The 18052-nt window shown below is 47.0% G+C and carries 20 protein-coding genes; all 20 read right to left on the bottom strand.

Going from position 1 to position 18052, the window contains the following annotated elements:
* Nucleotides 1–9 precede the first annotated feature (9 nt).
* The 20 genes from ACYIA1_RS06040 to nspC all read right to left on the bottom strand — a co-directional run bounded on the left by ACYIA1_RS06040 (nt 10) and on the right by nspC (nt 17777).
* Nucleotides 10–615, bottom strand: coding sequence for a rhomboid family intramembrane serine protease (locus ACYIA1_RS06040; protein WP_005862629.1), 606 nt, complete (start codon nt 613–615; stop codon nt 10–12).
* Between the two features lie 72 nt (nt 616–687).
* Nucleotides 688–1452: a hypothetical protein gene (locus ACYIA1_RS06035; protein ID WP_005862631.1), complete on the bottom strand. Its 765-nt coding sequence runs from the start codon at nt 1450–1452 to the stop codon at nt 688–690.
* A gap of 119 nt (nt 1453–1571) precedes the next feature.
* The gene (locus ACYIA1_RS06030; protein ID WP_480334708.1) at nt 1572–2690 is read right to left on the bottom strand and encodes a universal stress protein; all 1119 of its coding nucleotides are present in this window, start codon (nt 2688–2690) and stop codon (nt 1572–1574) included.
* A gap of 114 nt (nt 2691–2804) precedes the next feature.
* Nucleotides 2805–3077 carry a hypothetical protein gene (locus ACYIA1_RS06025; RefSeq protein ID WP_005862635.1) on the bottom strand — a complete coding sequence of 91 codons (273 nt, stop codon included), beginning with the start codon at nt 3075–3077 and terminating at the stop codon, nt 2805–2807.
* A 139-nt stretch (nt 3078–3216) separates the two neighbouring features.
* Nucleotides 3217–3909, bottom strand: a complete 693-nt coding sequence (locus ACYIA1_RS06020) for a phosphatase PAP2 family protein (RefSeq protein WP_008772270.1) — start codon at nt 3907–3909, stop codon at nt 3217–3219.
* Between the two features lie 3 nt (nt 3910–3912).
* Nucleotides 3913–4680, bottom strand: a complete 768-nt coding sequence (locus ACYIA1_RS06015; RefSeq protein ID WP_008779812.1) for a tetratricopeptide repeat protein — start codon at nt 4678–4680, stop codon at nt 3913–3915.
* A gap of 4 nt (nt 4681–4684) precedes the next feature.
* Nucleotides 4685–6496, bottom strand: coding sequence for a BatD family protein (locus ACYIA1_RS06010; RefSeq protein ID WP_480334705.1), 1812 nt, complete (start codon nt 6494–6496; stop codon nt 4685–4687).
* A gap of 32 nt (nt 6497–6528) precedes the next feature.
* Nucleotides 6529–7269: a tetratricopeptide repeat protein gene (locus ACYIA1_RS06005; protein ID WP_005862642.1), complete on the bottom strand. Its 741-nt coding sequence runs from the start codon at nt 7267–7269 to the stop codon at nt 6529–6531.
* 12 nt (nt 7270–7281) lie between these two features.
* A complete protein-coding gene (locus tag ACYIA1_RS06000; RefSeq protein ID WP_005857235.1) occupies nt 7282–8301 on the bottom strand; it encodes a VWA domain-containing protein in 1020 nt (339 codons plus the stop codon).
* A 13-nt stretch (nt 8302–8314) separates the two neighbouring features.
* Nucleotides 8315–9301: a vWA domain-containing protein gene (locus ACYIA1_RS05995; RefSeq protein ID WP_005862644.1), complete on the bottom strand. Its 987-nt coding sequence runs from the start codon at nt 9299–9301 to the stop codon at nt 8315–8317.
* Nucleotides 9302–9304: 3 nt separating this feature from the next.
* On the bottom strand, nt 9305–10279 hold the full coding sequence (locus tag ACYIA1_RS05990) for a hypothetical protein (RefSeq protein ID WP_195319935.1): 975 nt from the start codon (nt 10277–10279) through the stop codon (nt 9305–9307).
* A gap of 9 nt (nt 10280–10288) precedes the next feature.
* Nucleotides 10289–11158, bottom strand: coding sequence for a DUF58 domain-containing protein (locus ACYIA1_RS05985; RefSeq protein WP_005857241.1), 870 nt, complete (start codon nt 11156–11158; stop codon nt 10289–10291).
* A complete protein-coding gene (locus ACYIA1_RS05980; RefSeq protein ID WP_005857243.1) occupies nt 11159–12154 on the bottom strand; it encodes an AAA family ATPase in 996 nt (331 codons plus the stop codon).
* Between the two features lie 168 nt (nt 12155–12322).
* Nucleotides 12323–13414, bottom strand: a complete 1092-nt coding sequence (locus ACYIA1_RS05975; protein WP_480334701.1) for an HU family DNA-binding protein — start codon at nt 13412–13414, stop codon at nt 12323–12325.
* On the bottom strand, nt 13407–13697 hold the full coding sequence (locus ACYIA1_RS05970) for an HU family DNA-binding protein (protein WP_008778384.1): 291 nt from the start codon (nt 13695–13697) through the stop codon (nt 13407–13409). Before ACYIA1_RS05970 ends, ACYIA1_RS05975 begins: the two co-directional genes overlap by 8 nt.
* 77 nt (nt 13698–13774) lie before the next feature.
* Nucleotides 13775–15073, bottom strand: a complete 1299-nt coding sequence (gene rimO, locus ACYIA1_RS05965) for a 30S ribosomal protein S12 methylthiotransferase RimO (RefSeq protein WP_005857250.1) — start codon at nt 15071–15073, stop codon at nt 13775–13777.
* Nucleotides 15070–16023, bottom strand: coding sequence for a signal recognition particle-docking protein FtsY (ftsY, locus tag ACYIA1_RS05960; RefSeq protein WP_005857252.1), 954 nt, complete (start codon nt 16021–16023; stop codon nt 15070–15072). Before ftsY ends, rimO begins: the two co-directional genes overlap by 4 nt.
* Nucleotides 16024–16046: 23 nt before the next feature.
* Nucleotides 16047–16388: a toxin RelE gene (locus tag ACYIA1_RS05955; RefSeq protein ID WP_005857254.1), complete on the bottom strand. Its 342-nt coding sequence runs from the start codon at nt 16386–16388 to the stop codon at nt 16047–16049.
* A complete protein-coding gene (locus ACYIA1_RS05950; protein ID WP_005857256.1) occupies nt 16378–16617 on the bottom strand; it encodes a hypothetical protein in 240 nt (79 codons plus the stop codon). The genes ACYIA1_RS05955 and ACYIA1_RS05950 overlap by 11 nt, the downstream gene beginning before the upstream one ends.
* Before the next feature lie 20 nt (nt 16618–16637).
* Nucleotides 16638–17777 carry a carboxynorspermidine decarboxylase gene (gene nspC, locus ACYIA1_RS05945; RefSeq protein ID WP_480334697.1) on the bottom strand — a complete coding sequence of 380 codons (1140 nt, stop codon included), beginning with the start codon at nt 17775–17777 and terminating at the stop codon, nt 16638–16640.
* Nucleotides 17778–18052: the final 275 nt, after the last annotated feature.

The raw sequence follows: 18052 nt of genomic DNA, 5'->3' as shown, positions 1-18052 counted from the left end.
CAGGGTGGATCATCCCTTAAACGTAAGTTGAGACAAAAAGAGATGCAATAACGAAGGCTCCAGCAGCATTGGGAAAATCAATCCATAAATAGCCCCGTAGAAATGGGCATTATGATTTATGTTATCTCCTGTTTGTTTCGCCATATACTGGCAATAGGCCAGGTATAGCAAGCCGAATACGATTCCGGGGACAGGCAGCACGGCGAAAAACAAGATCTTTCCCCAAGGATCAAGGAATATAGAGGTAAATAGAACCGCCGATACCGCTCCAGACGCACCGATAGAGACATAATACGGATCATTACGTCGTTTTATCAAATCATAAAGCGAAGCCACGATCATTCCCCCGAAATAAAGAGCCAGATAAGCCCCACTGCCGAATCCCATATATCGAAACGTTCGTTCAATATAGAGACCAAATGACCAGAACGTGAACATATTCACTAGCAAATGTGTCATATCCGCATGGATAAATCCATGTGTCACGATACGATAATATTCATGATTCCGGATCGTACGATATGGGATAAACGCTAATTTCATAAATAACTCCCTATTACTAAAACAGATAAAAGAGAGAATCACTGTTATTCCAATAATTAAATAAGTAATCATATATTCTATTGTTTTTCTGATGAGCCACAAAGCAAAGCATAAATTCCGGTTTATACAAATATCAGGTATATATTATCTAAGCCAAAGGAAAAACAAGAATCCCCAAAGAAAAACAGATAACAGTAAAACCAAAGGCTTCAAAACTTTATCGCAAAAATAGCTCCTTACTTTCTTTCGATCAGGAATATTTTCCACTGCGATAACACGATTCACCTTATTCGTCCTATCAAAATAGGAAGAATATAGAATCAATATATAAAAACCGAATATTTGCAAAAGAAATAGGATGGAGACTAATGGCTTTTCATATCTTTTCTGTTTCTCTTCTATTTTGAATTGCTTTAAATCAATCTCTTTTATAACCCGAATCAATGTTTTCTTTTCTTCCAATATTAAAGAATCTAGATTCTCTGAAAAAGAAGAATCTAGACTTTTTAAATTCTCATAGTACCGGACCATACTATCAATTCTATTTCTTTCTGTATTCAAAGAACTCAATTTCATACTTTCAGCAGTCATATCTATATATGATATAGAAAAAGGGAAAAGTAAGAAAGCTAAAGACAACACATTACCACTAATAACAACAAATGTTTTATTCAAGCCTCTGTTTAGTTCCTTCCAAAAAATATTTGTCAAAAAGAACACACTAAGCTGTATAATACAAGCAATACATAAAGTACGTATGGTATACCCCACTAATTGCAGCCAATTCTCCATCGCTTCTACATCTACAGTAATACCAAAGAGGGTCACCGCATAAATCAATGTTATAACCATCATTAATCTATGTTCTTTCTTTAATCCAAGTACCAGATCAAACATTCTTTCCCACATACTATCCTTATATTTTTTCGCCAAAGATACAAAGATTGCTTTAAGCACATGGTATATAATAAAAAAGTGGATAAGCCTTTTCTCATATCCACTTTTTTATTTGTTACTTGAATAAGAAGCTACTTCTTGCTATCGATTACCAATAACGGAGTATCGGTGTGGAATAACATCTTTCTCGCGATCGAAGGATTGAACATTCGGGCTAGGATATTACGGCGATATGTGCTTAGGGCTATAACATCAATTTGTTTATCACGAACAAATTTCTCGATGGCTAACAGCAAGTCACCATCGGCAAGCACCGTATGGGAAATATGGGCATGTGGATATTGTTTCTTGAAATATTCACGAACGCCCGTCAAACGAATCTCATTCCATTCATCATTACTGGTAGAGATATTGAATAGATGAATATTAAAATCAAAACCTTTGATGATTTCCATGAACTCGTCGAAAGCAACCAAATCTCTCTGGTTAAACGATGTAGCGAAAGCGATATTCTTAGCGTCTCTCAAATCCGTGAAAGGAACATTCTCCGGTATCGCCAATACAGGAACCCGGTTTACCTCGATTACCTCTCCGGTCACGCTACCGATCAGATCCATATCTTTTTGGCTCTTACCTCTCGTTCCCATCACGATCAATGTCGGATGATACTCCTTGCTATAGGCGATGATCTCCTCTTCCGGCAAGCCTTCACGTAATACATAATCGTATTTTACCTTGGGTAATTCGCCAGAGGACATCTTCCGGTTGATATGCGTACAAATATTCTCCATATCGATACGGACACGTTGTAAGATATGCTGTACGGATTCCTCCTCGTTTACTTGGTAAGCTAATGTATCTCCCATCGGGATAGCAGATGGAAAATAGGGGCTGAAATAGGCGTGCATGATCATCATCTCCGCACCTACCGCATGAGCGTAATTAATTCCCAACTCACAAGCCTTGGCGGAATAATCCGAGAAATCAATCGGGATCAGAACTTTCTTGACCGCATTAACCTTCGCCTCTTCCTCCTTTGGTTCCTCAAACCACTTATTGTCTTCAATAATGCGTAAAGCATGCGGTAAATCACTCTCCTTAATACGCACACGCACTCCTGCCGAAACGACGGGCTGGATCTGGTTTACATTATGTATATAGACCTCTATGCCTTCTGTTTCGAGGATTGTCTTGAGAATCTGGGCTTTCTCAAACGTGTGGATAGCCAATGTCACTAATTTATCTTCCATACTCAATACATTTTTATAGATGAAACAATCGGGATTTATGAATTGTTGAATATAAAAAAATCCCAAAGCGTTCTTTCATTTAGCTATGGGATTTTTTATACGAATGAATTTCTCTTACGCTTTCTGTGCTTCGGCATCCTGACTCTCGGCCAGTATCTGCAAAGCACGCTCGAAAATAGTCGTATCATCTAAAACAACCAACCCTCCGTCTGGACCGGGCTCGATATGGAAACCACAACTCCGTCCATCTTGAAAATTATGTCCACCGAAATAGTTGCGAACTGTCTCAACCTTTAATCCCAACTCATCAGCGATGCGTTGTATACTTCCGTCAGGTAACGAGTCTTTAATTCTTCTCAGTTCGTTAAATGTAATCGTCTTTGTCATGGCTTTCTTATTTTGAAGGTTAATACTTTTGTTTAATATTATGGCACTAACTTAGTCATTTAATAGCATTGAAACAAATTATTATTGAGAAAATGAGCTGAAAACAAATATGCTTTACGACATACTTAACGAAAACCTCTTATATTAAGCACGATACCAATTGCTCATTAAATAGGGCTATTAAAAGGATGGTCAACCAAATCGCATAGGTGATCAAACGTTTCCGAGTATCCGAGTAAATGGCCTCCGGACGTACCCAAGAATCTGCCGGAATCAATTTAGGCCTTATATAGAGGTATAACAGATATACAAGATACCCGAATAGCAGACCGGATAAAGCTCCCGGAATAATATCCGTGATAAAATGCACTCCTAAATAAATACGAGTATAGGAAGTCAAAATCGCCCAAAAGAAAATAGTCCATCCAAATAGCTTATTTCGGAAGATCAGCGCCATCAAGGTAGCGAAACCGAAAGCGTTCGCCGCATGGCTGGAGATAAATCCATACATACCTCCCCGATAACCGAACACCACCTTTACCTGATCCATAAAATCAGGGTGATGAGTCGGACGGAAACGGGTGAAGATGGGCTTACAAACATGCGAAGCGAACTGGTCGCATAGCGTGATCGTCAAGACTATGGCCAATAAGATCAACAACCACTCCTTCCAGTTCTTCTTATAGCACAATACCACCAATATAAAAAAGGCTAACGGTAGCCAAACCGCCTTGCCTGAATAGATCCACATAAAGCGATCTAAAAAAGCGGAGTCGCTACCGTTAAGCATAAAGAACGCGTCACGTTCCCAAACCAATAATTGTTCTAGCATGTATCAGATTTTTTCTATGTCTTTACTAGGCATCCATCCTACGTTCCCGTCCTCAAGCTCGATCTCGCTCCATTCGCCGAGCGTACTCTTCACGGTCACGTTCGTTCCCTCATGTAATACGAAAAGATCCGTACCGCTAGCGTCGGGCGAGCTTTTCACCGTAACGGTCGGGGCGAATACGATGGCATGTTTACGGTTTATCATCTCATCCTTCTGGTCGCTGGCGAATATATTGGCAAAAACAACCATGATAATAAATAGGACACCCAAATAGAAACCGATCTTCTTCAAGCGTACCCAACGGGAGAAAAAGAACAAGATCAAGCAACCGATAAACAACAGGAAGCACACGATACCTGTCTTCGCCCAAGAGTCTGCGGAACCGAGGTTCTCCACGCTCTTAAACCATTTGACCAAGAAAAAATCACCAACCGGCTCAATCTTATCGATCGTCTTCTGACGGGCCATCTGTAAATTGAAGCGAGCATCGCTATCACCCGGATCCAGCAGAAGACAACGTTCGTAGTTCAATATAGCCGGAGCGATCTTACCCGCCTTATAATAGGCATTTCCCAAATTATAATAAACGGCGGCAGACTCGCCATTGCTCTTCAAGATTCCCTCATATAGCTCGATCGCCTTCGCATAATCTTCTTTCGTATAAGCGACCTCGGCCTCCTTCAAGGCGGTATCTTGCGCATAAGCGGATCCTATCAGACATAGAGTCAATAAGAAAAACAATACCTTTCTTAAATTTATAGTCATCTTCATCTTCTTACTTTTTAATTGTATTCTCCATTTTACCAATAGCGTCTACCGTCAGCTCATACAGCTTATCCATAGCGTCTGACGCTTGGGACGGAGCGTAACGAGCGAACTCACAAGTATTCAAGATATCCATGAACTCATTCGTCAAGGATTCGTCTACACCGTATTTAGCCAATTCTGTCTCTACGTTATCCTTGGTCAGATCGGATTGCGGGATACTCAGCTTATCGCTCAAATAGCCCCACAACGCACGCAGCACCTCGTCGTAGAATTCTTCCTTCTTGTTCTCTTTCATCAGCTTGCCGGCGTTCTTCAGACGTCTAACTGCCATCTTGTTCGCCTTCTTGGTACGAACCAAGGCGATGTCGGCGTTTTCCTTCACCTGCTTACGATAAATAAAGAAGAATACGATAAACAAGATAGCCGGTACGATATAGCAAAGATAATACATAAAGGAACCGAAGAAAATACCATCACCTCCCTCGATAAAGGAGAAACCTTTCGTCTTCAAGTAACGGATATCCTTGCCTAAGTATTTCACGCTCTCTTTATTACTGAAGTTCGATACGACCGGGGAAGAACCACTACCACCCTTGCCTTGCTCCACATGCAACTTATAAGGCTCGGACTTGATGGTCTTGTACGAACCGGACTTGATATCGAAATAGGAGAAAGCGATCGCCGGGATCTCGAAATCACCTGCGTAACGGGGTATCGCCATATATTCGATCGTCTTGCTTCCACTGACACCGGCGGTCGTGGTCTTGATGTCCATCTCTACTTTTGGGTCGTAGACATCGAAATCGTTCGGGAAAACCACTTCCGGATTCTTCACCAACTTCACGTTTCCGTTACCCGTGATTTTCACCTTTATGGTTACAGCCTCGTCTGTCTTGACGTTGTTCGAGCTGATATCAGCCGTCATGGAGAACGTACCTACGGCACCGGAGAAAGAAGCGGGCTTACCGGAGGGCAAAGGCTTCACGTCGATAGTAACCGGAGAAGTGGTCAACACCTTGCTCACATCCCGATACGAGTCGAAGAAGCTATCGAAGATGCTACCGCCGCCCGCTTGTTGCATACGGACACGCACCACGGCATCATACTTTCCACCTTCGATCGTGATCTTACCGGAACGTTGGGGATACAGGATCACCTGACGCATCACGGCCGACTGGTAGTTACGCCCGTTGTAGTTTTCCAAGGTCAGTTGTTTCTCTTGCGGCAACTCAACCTCTTGTACCAAGAAACCCTCGAACTCCGGATATTTCAATCCCGTAATCGAGAAATTTTCCAAGGAATAGACCTTGAAAGTCACCAAGAAACCTTCTTGCTCGAACACGCTTCGTTTGGATACGTCCATCTTCACGAACAGCCGATCGTTAGAGATCGCCCCGCTCGCCGTCGTTGTCTCCGCCTCTTGCTTACCCGCCTTATCCGCCGGAAGCACCTTGATGGCCAAGCCATTCGATGTATAATTAGAGCCGTTCACCTTGATCGTTGCCGGAGCTATATTAAACGTACCTTCCTTCTTCGGCATCAAGACATACGTATACGTAACGGTTGTCTCGCTGGTACTCTTCCCGTTCACCCAGCTACTGCTATAGGAGGTGGATTGGGAGGGACCCATTAATACGTCAAAGTCTGGCATCTCCTGCACTCTCAAATCCTTGCCTTCGGCATTGACGGTGAAAGTTAAGCGAAACTGCTCTCCCATTACCACCGCTTGGGGCGCCGAGGCCTTGAAGGTCACATCCGTGGCCTTTGTCGCCACCCCTACCGTTAACATCAGGATGAATAAGAAAATTAATTTCCTCATTGTGTATCTCATTTTTTCGTTTATTATCCAGTTTACCACTCCTTCTCGGTCTTCCGGCGTTGTTGCTGTTGCATCTGCGCCTTCTTCACCTTCTCTTGAGTGTCTTTCTCGTCTTGCAGGAAGGCATCCAACATCTGCTGGGCATTGTCCTTGCTCATTTGCTCGTTGGATTGCTGTTGCTCTTGGGTCTTATCCTGTTTCTGGTCGTCTTGCGGCTGTTGTTGTTGCTGTTGCTGCTGATCGTCCTTCTGATCCTTGTTCTCCTGCTTGTCGTCGTTCTGTTGATCTTGGCTCTGATCCTGATTCTGCTGATCCGACAGCAGTTTCTGGGCCAAGGCCAAGTTATAACGGGTCTCGTCATCTTTCGGGTTCAAGCGAAGCGATTGCTTATACACCTCCACGGCCTTGCCGTAATCCTTGTTCTGCATGAAGATATTCCCCATATTATGATACACCTCCGACAAGCGTGCCTTCCCTTCCGGCGTAGCCACCATCTTCTCCCCTTGCCCGGCGATCAATTGATATTGCTCGGCGGCCTCGGGGAACTTGCCTTGCTTGTATAGGGAATTCCCCAGATTATAGGTTCCTTCCGTAGAGCGGGGATTCACCTCCAAGCTCTTGCGATAAGCGATCTCGGACTCGGTGTATTTCTCGCTCTCATAAAGCTTATTCCCCTCACGCACGTTCTTCCGTTCCGCTTTCTGGGCAGAGACCGCCCCAGCGCTGAGCGCCAAGACCGATACCCATATCATAGATTTATATATACGTCTCATCACTTCGTCGAATTAAGAGAATAATTTTACTTTCCTAAATATACGGTTCTTACGATCCAAGGTCATGAAATCGGCGATCAAGAGGAACAAAGCTATCCAAGCGAAAATCTGGAACTGCTCGTCATACTCGGAATAGACCTTGCTATCCAGCTCCGTCTTGTTCATTTTCTCGATTTCTTTCTGAAGGGCTTTCAAGGCGGAGTTCGTATTGTCCGCACGTACGTACATACCGTTTCCAGCGGCGGCGATCTCTTGACCCATCTGCTCGTTCAGCTTCGTGATCACCACGTTTCCGTCCTTATCCTTCATATAATTATTACTTCCTTGGATGGGGATCGGAGAACCTTTCGGATCACCCATTCCCACGATGTTCACGTGGATGCCCTTCTCGGCGGCGGCTTTGGCGGCACCGATAGCGTCGTCCTCGTGGTTCTCGCCGTCGGTGATCAAGATGATCGCCTTATCGGTCGTCTCGTCCGGGGTAAAGGAACGGGCGGCCAAGTTGATGGCGGCACCGATCGCCGTACCTTGCGTAGAGACCATCGACGGGTTGATAGAGGACAAGAACATCTTGGCGGAGATATAATCCGAGGTGATCGGCAACTGCGTGAAAGCGTCGCCGGCGAACACGATCAAGCCTACCTTATCATTCGTAAAGCCGTCCGTCAATCGGGATAGCATCTGTTTGGCCTTATCCAAACGGTTGGGCGACACGTCCTCGGCCAACATGGAGTTGGATACGTCCAGACACACCATGATCTCTACTCCCTGACGCTTCACCGTCTCCAGTTTCGAGCCGAATTGAGGCCCCGCTATAATAAAGATAACCATGGTAATGGCTCCGAACAACAGCCAAAACTTCAGATGCTGGCGCTTGGTCGATACCTCGGGCATCAACTCGGCCAACAACGTAGGGTTACCGTATTTCTTTATCGCTTTCTTCTTCACGATCATGGCATACACGTAGAACGCCACCAATGCGGGAAGGAGAAAAAGCAAATATAAAAAGTCCGGATGCGCAAATCGAAACATAAGCCTTTTATCTTTATGGTATATTTCTCAACAATGTATTTCTCAATAAGATCTCCACCAGCAACAAGGCGAACACCAGCAAGGCCCAGTTCTTATACTCCTCCTGCTTCTTGCTGTACTCCTGTACGCTGATCTTGGTCTTCTCCATCTGGTCGATCTCGGAATAGATCTCCTTCAGGCTGGCGTTGTCCGTAGCACGGAAATATTGCCCTCCCGTGGTAGAGGCGATCTGCTTCAACGTAGCCTCGTCGATCTCCACCGGGATATTCTGGTACTGCACGCCGAATGCGGTCTGGAACGGATACGGCGCCATGCCTTTCGTTCCGACTCCGATCGTATAGACACGCACGCCGAACGTCTTGGCGATCTCAGCGGCGGTAACCGGAGCGATCTCGCCGGCGTTGTTCGAACCATCGGTCAGAAGGATGATCACCTTCGACTTAGCGTGGCTGTCCTTGATACGGCTCACGGCATTCGCCAAGCCCAACCCGATAGCCGTTCCGTCTTGGATCATACCGCTTTGGATATCCTTGAAGAGGTTCAGCAAGACCGTATGATCGGTTGTCAACGGGCATTGCGTAAAGCTCTCGGCAGAAAAGACCACGAGACCGATGTTATCGTTCGGACGGCCGTTGATGAACGACGCGGCCACATCCTTCGCCGCCTCCAAGCGGTTCGGTTTCAAGTCTTGCGCCAGCATACTACCCGAGATATCCATCGCCAACATGATATCGATACCTTCCGTGGAAGAATTGGACCAACTATTCGTGGATTGCGGACGGGCCAAGATCACGATCAGCAACGCTACCGCTACCATACGCAACACGAAAGGCACGTGACGCAAGTACACGATCCATGATGTCGCTCCCGGCGCCTCGAACGCCTCCGACGAGGAGACCTGCAAGCTGGCCTGACTCTTGCTCAGCTTGTAGACGTACCATCCGATCATCGGAATGAGCAACAACAATAAATATAAATAATTAGGATTCGCAAATACCATCTCTTAATCCTTTAAATTAGTTGTATCGTTCGTAGATTCGGGCTCTTGCATCTCCTCCACCTTCGTCTGGTTCACGAACAAATACGCATTCATCATACTCAAATCATTCTCATCCGGCAGCGGGTTCATCTTGGCGAATTTCACGAAGTCGGCCAATTGCAGAATCTGCCTCAAGTTATCGTACACGCTCTGCGCCTCGGAGTTCTTGCGGATCAGGTCCAAGATCTCACCGGAAGTCATCTCCATGGCATTGATACCGAAACGTTCCTCAATATACTTACGCAGCGTATCCGTGATCAAGGTGTAATACTCCTTGCTTCGTCCTTGCTGCCAGAGTTTCTGTTGCTTGATCTCATCCAGTTCCTTGATGGCCTGCTCGTGAGGCGGAAGTTTCGGCTCCTCTTTCTTGAATGGGATCAACGACTTCTTCGCACGGATCCGTTTCACGATATAGGCGATCACGCAAATCAAGAACAGGGCCAGCAAGATCCCGTAAATGATCGGATAATAATCGGCCCATACGAAAGGTGGCTTCCATACGGTCTTGATGTCGTTGAACTCCTCCGGCTTGTCCGCGTTCACGGGAATCGTGGAGACCTTCAAGGCGACTTGGTTGGAATATACAGTATCCACCCCGTCTATCACCTTCAACGGAGGCAACAGATAGAGTGACGAGTCAAACGAGGTAATCAATACATCCTGCTTGATAACGAGCCGGTCGTTCTCGATCTCCGTGGAGTCCGCCTTGGAGAGGTTCAGTACCTCCACCCCCGTCATCAAGGTATCGTTCGGGATCACGATCTGCACGGGGCGATCCTTATCCGCCGTTACCGTAAGGTGCAAGGTAGTCTGCTCTCCGATCAATATGGCGGCCGAGTCGATAGCGACATCGATCAACGGCCTTTGCGCATATGCCCTTCCCCCCACGAGGGAAGCGGCGGCGACCAGAAACAGGATACTTTTCTTTATCAATTTCATCTGCTTGCTTTAATTACGTTTGTCAAAAAGAGCAATCAATGCTTTCACATAATCATCCTCGGTACGGACAGATACGGAGTCTACACGGCATTTCTTGAACGTATCGCTCATCTTCGCCTGCCGTTTCTCCCACCATTCCTTATAGGCCGCGCGCACACGGGCGGAGGAACTGTCTATCCATTGCTCCTTCCCGGTCTCGGCGTCCTTGATCTTCATAAGGCCTACGGCGGGAAGCTCGGTCTCACGACGGTCGTACACCTGAATGGCTACCATGTCATGCTTGCGGTTGGCCACCGTCAGGGCGTCCTTGAAACCCTCCTTATCGATAAAATCGGAAATGAGGAAAGCCGTGCAACGCTTCTTGATGGCGTTGGTCAAGTATTTCAACACTTGGCTGATATCCGTTCTCGTCTCCTCGGGATGGAAATCGATCAGCTCCCGGATGATATATAAGATATGTTTCTTTCCTTTCTGGGGCGGGATAAACTTCTCGATCTTGTCCGAGAAGAACACCACGCCGATCTTATCGTTGTTCTGTATCGCCGAGAAAGCCAAGGTAGCGGCGATCTCGGTGATCACCTCCTTCTTCATGACGTTGACGGAGCCAAAGTCACGGCTACCGGACACGTCGATCAGCAGCATCACCGTCAGCTCACGCTCCTCCTCGAACACCTTGACATAAGGGCGGACGTAGCGGGCGGTCACGTTCCAGTCGATATCCCGGATATCATCGCCGTACTGATATTCCCTCACCTCGCTGAACGCCATACCACGGCCCTTGAAAGCCGAATGGTACTGGCCGGCGAAGATGTTACGGGAAAGACCACGGGTCTTTATCTCGATACGGCGTACCTTCTTTAATAATTCGCTTGTCTCCATTTAAGGAACTTCTACTTTATTCAAGATCTCGCTAATTACCTCCTCAGAAGTCAAGTTGTTCGCCTCGGCCTCATAACTCAAGCCGATACGATGGCGCATCACGTCGTGGCATACCGCACGGATATCCTCCGGGATCACATAGCCCCTGCGCTTGATGAAAGCGTACGCACGGGCGGCCAACGCCAAGTTGATAGACGCACGAGGGGAAGCGCCGAAAGAGATCATGCTCGCCAAGTTCGGCAAACCAGCCTCAGCCGGGAAACGGGTAGCGAAGACGATATCCACGATGTAACGCTCGATCTTCTCGTCCAAATAAACCTCACGAACCACGTTACGGGCGTCGAGGATCTCCTCTTTCGTCAAGATCGGCTTGATCTCCGGACGTTCTCCGGATATATTCTGGCGTATGATCAGTTTCTCCTCCTCCTTCTTCGGGTAATTGATGATCACCTTCAACATGAAACGGTCTACCTGCGCCTCAGGCAACGGGTACGTACCCTCCTGCTCGATCGGGTTCTGGGTAGCCATTACCAAGAAAGGCTTCGGCAACTTGTAGGTATGCTCGCTGATCGTGACCTGACGCTCCTGCATGGCCTCCAACAAGGCACTCTGTACTTTCGCCGGGGCACGGTTGATCTCGTCCGCTAACACAAAATTAGCGAAGATCGGGCCTTGCTTTACCTGGAACTCTTCGCTTTTCTGACTGTAAATCATCGTACCGATCACATCGGCCGGAAGTAAGTCCGGGGTGAACTGGATTCGGCTGTATTTAGCGTCGATCAACGACGACAATGTTTTAATGGCAAGTGTCTTAGCCAAACCCGGCACACCTTCCAACAGGATATGTCCGTCCGAAAGCAAACCGATCAACAAGGATTCAACCAAATGCTTTTGTCCGACGATTACTTTGTCCATACCCATCGTAATCATGTTCACAAACGAGCTTTTACTTTCAATTCGCTCATTCAACTCACGAATGTCTACTGTCTGACTCATAAGATTTATTCTATTATATTGTTATTATATTGTCCCAATTTTACGTTGATTTTTTAGGATGCACAAAATTAGAAATGTTAAATTCGTATCCTTCACTTTTGCAGTTAAATAATACTAACCAACACTTCCTCGTTTTGTTTTATTTTACTTAAAAAAGGGGGATTTCTCTTACTCCCCGGCAAGTATCTCTGTTTGTAGGGCGGCGGCTTTCTCCCGCGACTCACGGCTCTTGGCATCGATGCCATACGATTCCGGTGCGGGTATCTCGATCACGGTACCGATCGGGACGTTGTTCGGGTCTTTTATAACAGCCTTATTATGTTGGTAAATATATACCCAGAATAATTTATTGCCATAATATTCCAAGGCGATCACGGTGAGGCGGTCGCCATGCTTGATCTTCACCTGCCCCAATGGTTTGGGCGCCGGTTCCACATAAGGCTCCGGTTCCGTATGCGGGGTCTTCTCCGCTACCGAGTCCGGATGAAGCATCCAAGCTGATTCTTGAACCGTGTCCTTGACCGTATTCTTGGCTTCCGTTATCACCTCTTCTTGGGCAGGCGCCGGTTTCCAATTATTTCTTCCCAGATAGAAGAATACAGAGATTACGATTATCAAAAAGGCGACGATCATTAATACCCCCTTTTCCTCCGGTTTCCTACGGGCTTGCTCTTCCGGTCTCTCTGGTATGGGAGATGGCTCCGCGGGCGGTTCCGGTTCCAATCCACGTTCCGGTTCAGATACCGATGACGGCTCCGGATCAAACGCTTGCTCTGGCTCAGGCAATGGTTCAGGTTCAGGTTCTAGTATCGGTTCGGGCTTCTCTTTGGGCTGAGTATTTGCCAAAGGGATTTCCTTATCCGGCATTACCTCCTCCACGGACTCGTCTTCCGTTTCCTTCTCCTCTACGGACTCATCCATGTCCGAGAAATCCACGTTCTCGTTGATCTCTGTCGTCTCAAAGATAGAGAAAGGCTTGTTTACCTGTTCCCGCAGGTCTTTATCCGGCAGGAAAGAGAATTTATAATGTTCGGGGATCAAGAAACGTTCACCGGTATTCACGTGGATACTCTCCCGCTTCTCCACAGAGATAATCTTGAAAGTACCCAAGCCCTTTACTTTTACGATCTTATCCGTATAGACCCCTTCGGATACCACCGAGATAAAATCTCTCAAGAAACGCTCTACCTCTCCTCTGTCCTTGCCGGTACGCTCCGATAATAAACCGGCTAAATCTTGTATATTCAGCCGGTTATTCATGATCACCCAATTCCTTTAAACGATTCTTCACGGTCGTTCCGGGCTTGAACACGGGAACTAATTTAGGGGGAACCAGATATCGCTTCCCGTTCGCCGGATTCACGGAAATACGTTCCGCTTTCTTTTTCACCTCGAACTGGCCGAAGCCTTGCAGATAGATCGTATCGTTATCCACTAATTTCGAACTTACGACGGAACTGAGCGCAGAAAGCATGTCGGATACCTCCTTCGAGGTCCAATCCATGCGATTCGCCAATTCCGTTATAAGTTCCTTGTTTTTCATATCTAATTCCATAACAGTTCGTGCTGCTATATTAGTTATTTTTTCGTTAACCGACAAATATATTGACAGTTTTTACATCAATTCAACACTTTACCATACAGATCAAACGCTTGTGCGTCAATCACCTTTACTTGGTAAAAGCTACCCGGACTCAAGGGAGTATCCTTGGAAATCAATATTTCCGGATCTACCTCGGGCGAGTCGTATTGCGTACGTCCCACGTAGAAATCCTCCTCCTCCCGGTCTACGATCACCCGAAAGGTCTGCCCTACTTTCGAGGCGTTCACGTCGGCGGAGATGCCTTCTTGCACACGCATCAAGTAATCCAGTCGGTCTTGCTTCACCTCCTGCGGGATCTCGTCTTTATAATGCTGATAAGCATAGGTACCCTCCTCATGGCTATAAGCGAAAGCGCCCATACGCTCGAAACGGATATCTTTCACGAAGCGGATCAACTCCTCGAAATCATGCTCCGTCTCGCCGGGATGACCCACCATCAAGGTGGTGCGTAGATGGATGCCCGGCACTTCCCGGCGCATACGCTCCAGCAGCTCATACGTCTCGGCCTTCGTGATATTGCGGCGCATCATCCTCAACATCGGGTCGCTGATATGCTGGAGGGCGATGTCCATATACTTGCAAACGTTATCACGCTCACGCATCACCGGCAACAGGTCATAGGGGAAATGAGACGGATACCCGTAATGCAAACGAATCCACTCCATGCCCGGGATGTCGGATACCCGCTCCACCAGTTCCGGCAAGGCCATTCGCTTATAGCGATCGAGGCCATAAAACGTAAGATCTTGGGCGATCATCTGGAATTCTTTTACGCCTTGCGCGACCAAGCCACGAACCTCGTCTACGATCTCGTCCATCGGACGGGATTGATAAGCCCCGGTTATGATCGGGATCGAACAGTAAGAACAAGTACGGTTGCATCCCTCCCCGATCTTCACGTAAGCGTAGTGCCTCGGGGTGGTGAGCACACGATCCGTAGCCAGCTCTTGATGGTACGACTTGCCCAGATCGGAGATCAACTCCTTCCAATTAAATTTCCCGTAGAAACGATCTACCTCGGGAAGTTCCTTCTCCAGATCTTTCAAGAAACGTTCCGACAAGCAGCCCATCACGAAGAGCTTCCCGATCCGTCCTTTTTGTTTTTGTTCGCCCAGTTCTAAGATCATATTGATAGATTCCTCTTGGGCGTCGCCGATGAAACCACAGGTATTCACTACCACGATCTCGCCATTGATCTTATGGGGATCATGCTCTACCGTATAGCCATTGGCAACGAATTGGCGCATAAGTTGCTCCGAGTCCACTAGGTTTTTCGAACACCCCAGCGTAATAATATCTACTTTATTTTTTCTCATTCTCCAAATAACGAATTGACAAACTCACGTTTGCGGAATACTTGCAAATCCTCCATCCCCTCGCCGAGTCCGATATATTTCACGGGGATACGGAAATGGTCGGAGATACCGATCACGACACCCCCCTTGGCTGTACCGTCCAGTTTGGTCACGGCCAAGGCGTTCACCTCGGTGGCGGCGGTAAATTGTTTCGCTTGCTCGAAAGCGTTCTGCCCGGTAGAGCCGTCCAATACCAACAAGATCTCGTGGGGGGCGTCCGGGATCACCTTCTTCATCACGTTCTTAATCTTGGTAAGCTCGTTCATCAAGTTGATCTTGTTATGCAGACGTCCGGCGGTATCGATAATCACCACGTCGGCATCGTTCGCCTTGGCGGAGCTCAGCGTATCGAAAGCCACGGAAGCAGGGTCCGAGCCCATGTTCTGCTTCACGATAGGTACGCCTACCCGCTCGCTCCAGATCACCAGTTGCTCCACGGCGGCGGCACGGAACGTATCGGCGGCGCCCAGATAGACCTTCTTGCCGGCTTTCTTGAACTGGTAGGCCAGCTTACCGATCGTGGTCGTCTTACCCACCCCGTTCACGCCTACGACCATGATCACGTAGGGTTTCTTGCCCTCCGGAAGCGCAAATCCCTCGGCATCCTCCGTATTGTTCTCCGTCAGCAAGCTAGCGATCTCGTCACGCAGCAGGGTGGTCAATTCTTGGGTGGTGACATACTTGTCACGGGCCACACGCTTCTCGATACGGTCGATGATTTTCAACGTGGTATCTACACCGACATCCGAGGTAATCAGTACTTCCTCCAAATTATCCAACACATCGTCGTCCACCTTACTCTTACCGGCGATCGCCTTGGTAATCTTGGAGAAAACACTTTCTTTTGTCTTCGATAGACCTTTATCCAAGGTTTCCTTCTTGTCTTTACTGAAAAAGCTAAAAATACCCATATTTATTTTGTTTCTGTTTTTATTTACTTCAAATCACACTTATCAAGTAGTTTCCGGATCTCCTTAACGGACATAGACTCAATCTCGCTCTTATCATACATCGTCACAAGATAAATTGTTCCTTCATCAACGCTGACAAGTACCGTAAAAGTTATCACCCGAGCTCCCCCTCTCTTGCCCTGTGATTTCGAACGGATGGACATCCGGACCTTACGGAGGCCACCTCCCAAATCCGTTCCCGACAAAGGGTTCTCCAGCAGTTCGTCCCTCAACCTTAGGATATCTTCTTTCAACGACTTATATCGTTTCGCCAAATATTTCACCTCCTTAGCGAAGGGCGGTAGTGCCTCAATCTTATAACTCATTCAATAGATCCTCCAATGGGCGAGAGGTTATTTTTCCCGCCTTCAAGTCTTTTACGCTCTGGAAAGCCTCTTCCAGCACCTCCCGCTCGCTTCGCTTGGCAGGCGAGAAGGTCTTCTCTTTTAAGTTCCGCAAGAGCGATAAAGCCTTACGCATAAGCTCCTCATTATCCAAGATACTCATGGCTTCCTCCATGTATGTATATTTCAACTCATTCGCTGTCATGGTCATATTCCTCCCTTTGCTTGTTTTTAATCCATCCTGTTCTTATAATCCTCATAGCCGAACGTACGGTACATCACCAGCTGGTTATCCTTGCTCCAAAGGGCCAAAGAAGGGTGCGGTATGCCGTTGAACATATTCGTCTTCACGATCGTGTAGTGGATCATATCCTCGAAAATCAGCTTGTCGCCGATCGCCAAAGGCTTATCGAACGACCAATCCCCCATATAATCACCGCTTAAACAGCTATTCCCCCCGATCCGGTACGTAGGTTTCCCCTCCACGGCATCCGTGGCGAAACGGATAGCCGGTTTGTAGGGCATCTCCAAGCAATCCGGCATATGGCAGGTGAACGAGGCGTCGATAATTGCCGTCTTGATACCGTGGTTCTCCACGATATCCACCACGGTTGTCAGCAAGAACCCGGTCTGCCAAGCGAAGGCGCTACCCGGCTCCATGATCAACTCCAAGTTCGGATATCTCTCCTTAAAGCCTTTCAGCAAAGCGATTAAATGCTCCACGTCGTAATCCTTACGGGTCATCAAATGACCACCTCCCATATTCAGCCACTTAACGTGAGGCAGGAAACGGCCAAAACGCCTCTCCACCTCGGCCAGCGTCCGCTCCAGATCATAGGAAGTGGACTCGCACAAGGTATGGAAATGCAGCCCCTCGATACCCTCCGGCAACGTGTCTCCCAGCAAGTCGCCGGTCACCCCCATCCGGGAACCCGGGGCACAAGGATTATACAAGTCCGTCTCCACGTCCGAGTATTCCGGATTGATCCGCAACCCACAAGACACCTGGTTACCATCCGCCCGCACCATCGGATAAAAACGATGGAACTGAGAGAGCGAGTTGAACGTAACGTGACTACTGTATCTCAAGATCAACGGGAAATCAGCCTCCGTATAAGCCGGGGAATAGGTATGCGCCGGACTTCCCATTTCCTCGAAGGCCAACTGGGCCTCAAATTTAGAACTTGCTGTCGAAAAAGGAATGTACTCACGTACGATCGGGAACGCTTTCCATAAAGCGAAAGCCTTAAAAGCCAATATGATATTCACTCCCGCACGTTCTTTTACGCTCTTGATCAAGGATAGGTTGTTTCTTAGTAAATTCTCCTCCATCACATAGCAAGGCGAGGGTATCTTGTTGATGTCTATCATGCTGTATCTCAATATTTCATATTAACATGCAAATATAAGAAAAACATTCTGATATTACAACTATTATCGGGGTAATTCATTGAATATGTCGCAGAAAAAAGACAGTTGTGTTAACTTGCGAATACTACTATGTTCGTAGACAAATACTATAGTACTTGGGCACAAGCACTATAGTATTTCTGGGTTCTTTTCATTCTCTTTTTAATCGAAAAAAAAGAAAGGAGGCATCTTGCCTCTATTCTTTATATTTTTATTATAATATCTATTTATATCTT

This window comes from Parabacteroides sp. KHUB-02, assembly GCF_056640955.1.
The sequence above is the reverse complement of the archived record's forward strand: the minus strand, read 5'-3'. Positions and strand labels throughout refer to the sequence as shown.

Excerpts from the sequence above, each read along its gene's own strand:
- ACYIA1_RS06040 (WP_005862629.1), bottom strand. The coding sequence starts at position 615 with ATGATTACTTATTTAATTATTGGAATAACAGTGATTCTCTCTTTTATC.
- ACYIA1_RS06025 (WP_005862635.1), bottom strand. The coding sequence starts at position 3,077 with ATGACAAAGACGATTACATTTAACGAACTGAGAAGAATTAAAGACTCG.
- rimO (WP_005857250.1), bottom strand. The coding sequence starts at position 15,073 with ATGAGAAAAAATAAAGTAGATATTATTACGCTGGGGTGTTCGAAAAAC.
- ACYIA1_RS06035 (WP_005862631.1), bottom strand. The coding sequence starts at position 1,452 with ATGTGGGAAAGAATGTTTGATCTGGTACTTGGATTAAAGAAAGAACAT.
- ACYIA1_RS06015 (WP_008779812.1), bottom strand. The coding sequence starts at position 4,680 with ATGAAGATGACTATAAATTTAAGAAAGGTATTGTTTTTCTTATTGACT.
- ACYIA1_RS06005 (WP_005862642.1), bottom strand. The coding sequence starts at position 7,269 with ATGAGACGTATATATAAATCTATGATATGGGTATCGGTCTTGGCGCTC.
- ACYIA1_RS05955 (WP_005857254.1), bottom strand. The coding sequence starts at position 16,388 with ATGAGTTATAAGATTGAGGCACTACCGCCCTTCGCTAAGGAGGTGAAA.
- ACYIA1_RS05985 (WP_005857241.1), bottom strand. The coding sequence starts at position 11,158 with ATGGAGACAAGCGAATTATTAAAGAAGGTACGCCGTATCGAGATAAAG.
- ACYIA1_RS06010 (WP_480334705.1), bottom strand. The coding sequence starts at position 6,496 with ATGAGGAAATTAATTTTCTTATTCATCCTGATGTTAACGGTAGGGGTG.
- ACYIA1_RS05950 (WP_005857256.1), bottom strand. The coding sequence starts at position 16,617 with ATGACCATGACAGCGAATGAGTTGAAATATACATACATGGAGGAAGCC.
- nspC (WP_480334697.1), bottom strand. The coding sequence starts at position 17,777 with ATGATAGACATCAACAAGATACCCTCGCCTTGCTATGTGATGGAGGAG.
- ACYIA1_RS05970 (WP_008778384.1), bottom strand. The coding sequence starts at position 13,697 with ATGAAAAACAAGGAACTTATAACGGAATTGGCGAATCGCATGGATTGG.
- ACYIA1_RS05980 (WP_005857243.1), bottom strand. The coding sequence starts at position 12,154 with ATGAGTCAGACAGTAGACATTCGTGAGTTGAATGAGCGAATTGAAAGT.
- ftsY (WP_005857252.1), bottom strand. The coding sequence starts at position 16,023 with ATGGGTATTTTTAGCTTTTTCAGTAAAGACAAGAAGGAAACCTTGGAT.
- ACYIA1_RS05990 (WP_195319935.1), bottom strand. The coding sequence starts at position 10,279 with ATGAAATTGATAAAGAAAAGTATCCTGTTTCTGGTCGCCGCCGCTTCC.
- ACYIA1_RS06020 (WP_008772270.1), bottom strand. The coding sequence starts at position 3,909 with ATGCTAGAACAATTATTGGTTTGGGAACGTGACGCGTTCTTTATGCTT.
- ACYIA1_RS05975 (WP_480334701.1), bottom strand. The coding sequence starts at position 13,414 with ATGAATAACCGGCTGAATATACAAGATTTAGCCGGTTTATTATCGGAG.
- ACYIA1_RS06000 (WP_005857235.1), bottom strand. The coding sequence starts at position 8,301 with ATGTTTCGATTTGCGCATCCGGACTTTTTATATTTGCTTTTTCTCCTT.
- ACYIA1_RS05995 (WP_005862644.1), bottom strand. The coding sequence starts at position 9,301 with ATGGTATTTGCGAATCCTAATTATTTATATTTATTGTTGTTGCTCATT.
- ACYIA1_RS06030 (WP_480334708.1), bottom strand. The coding sequence starts at position 2,690 with ATGGAAGATAAATTAGTGACATTGGCTATCCACACGTTTGAGAAAGCC.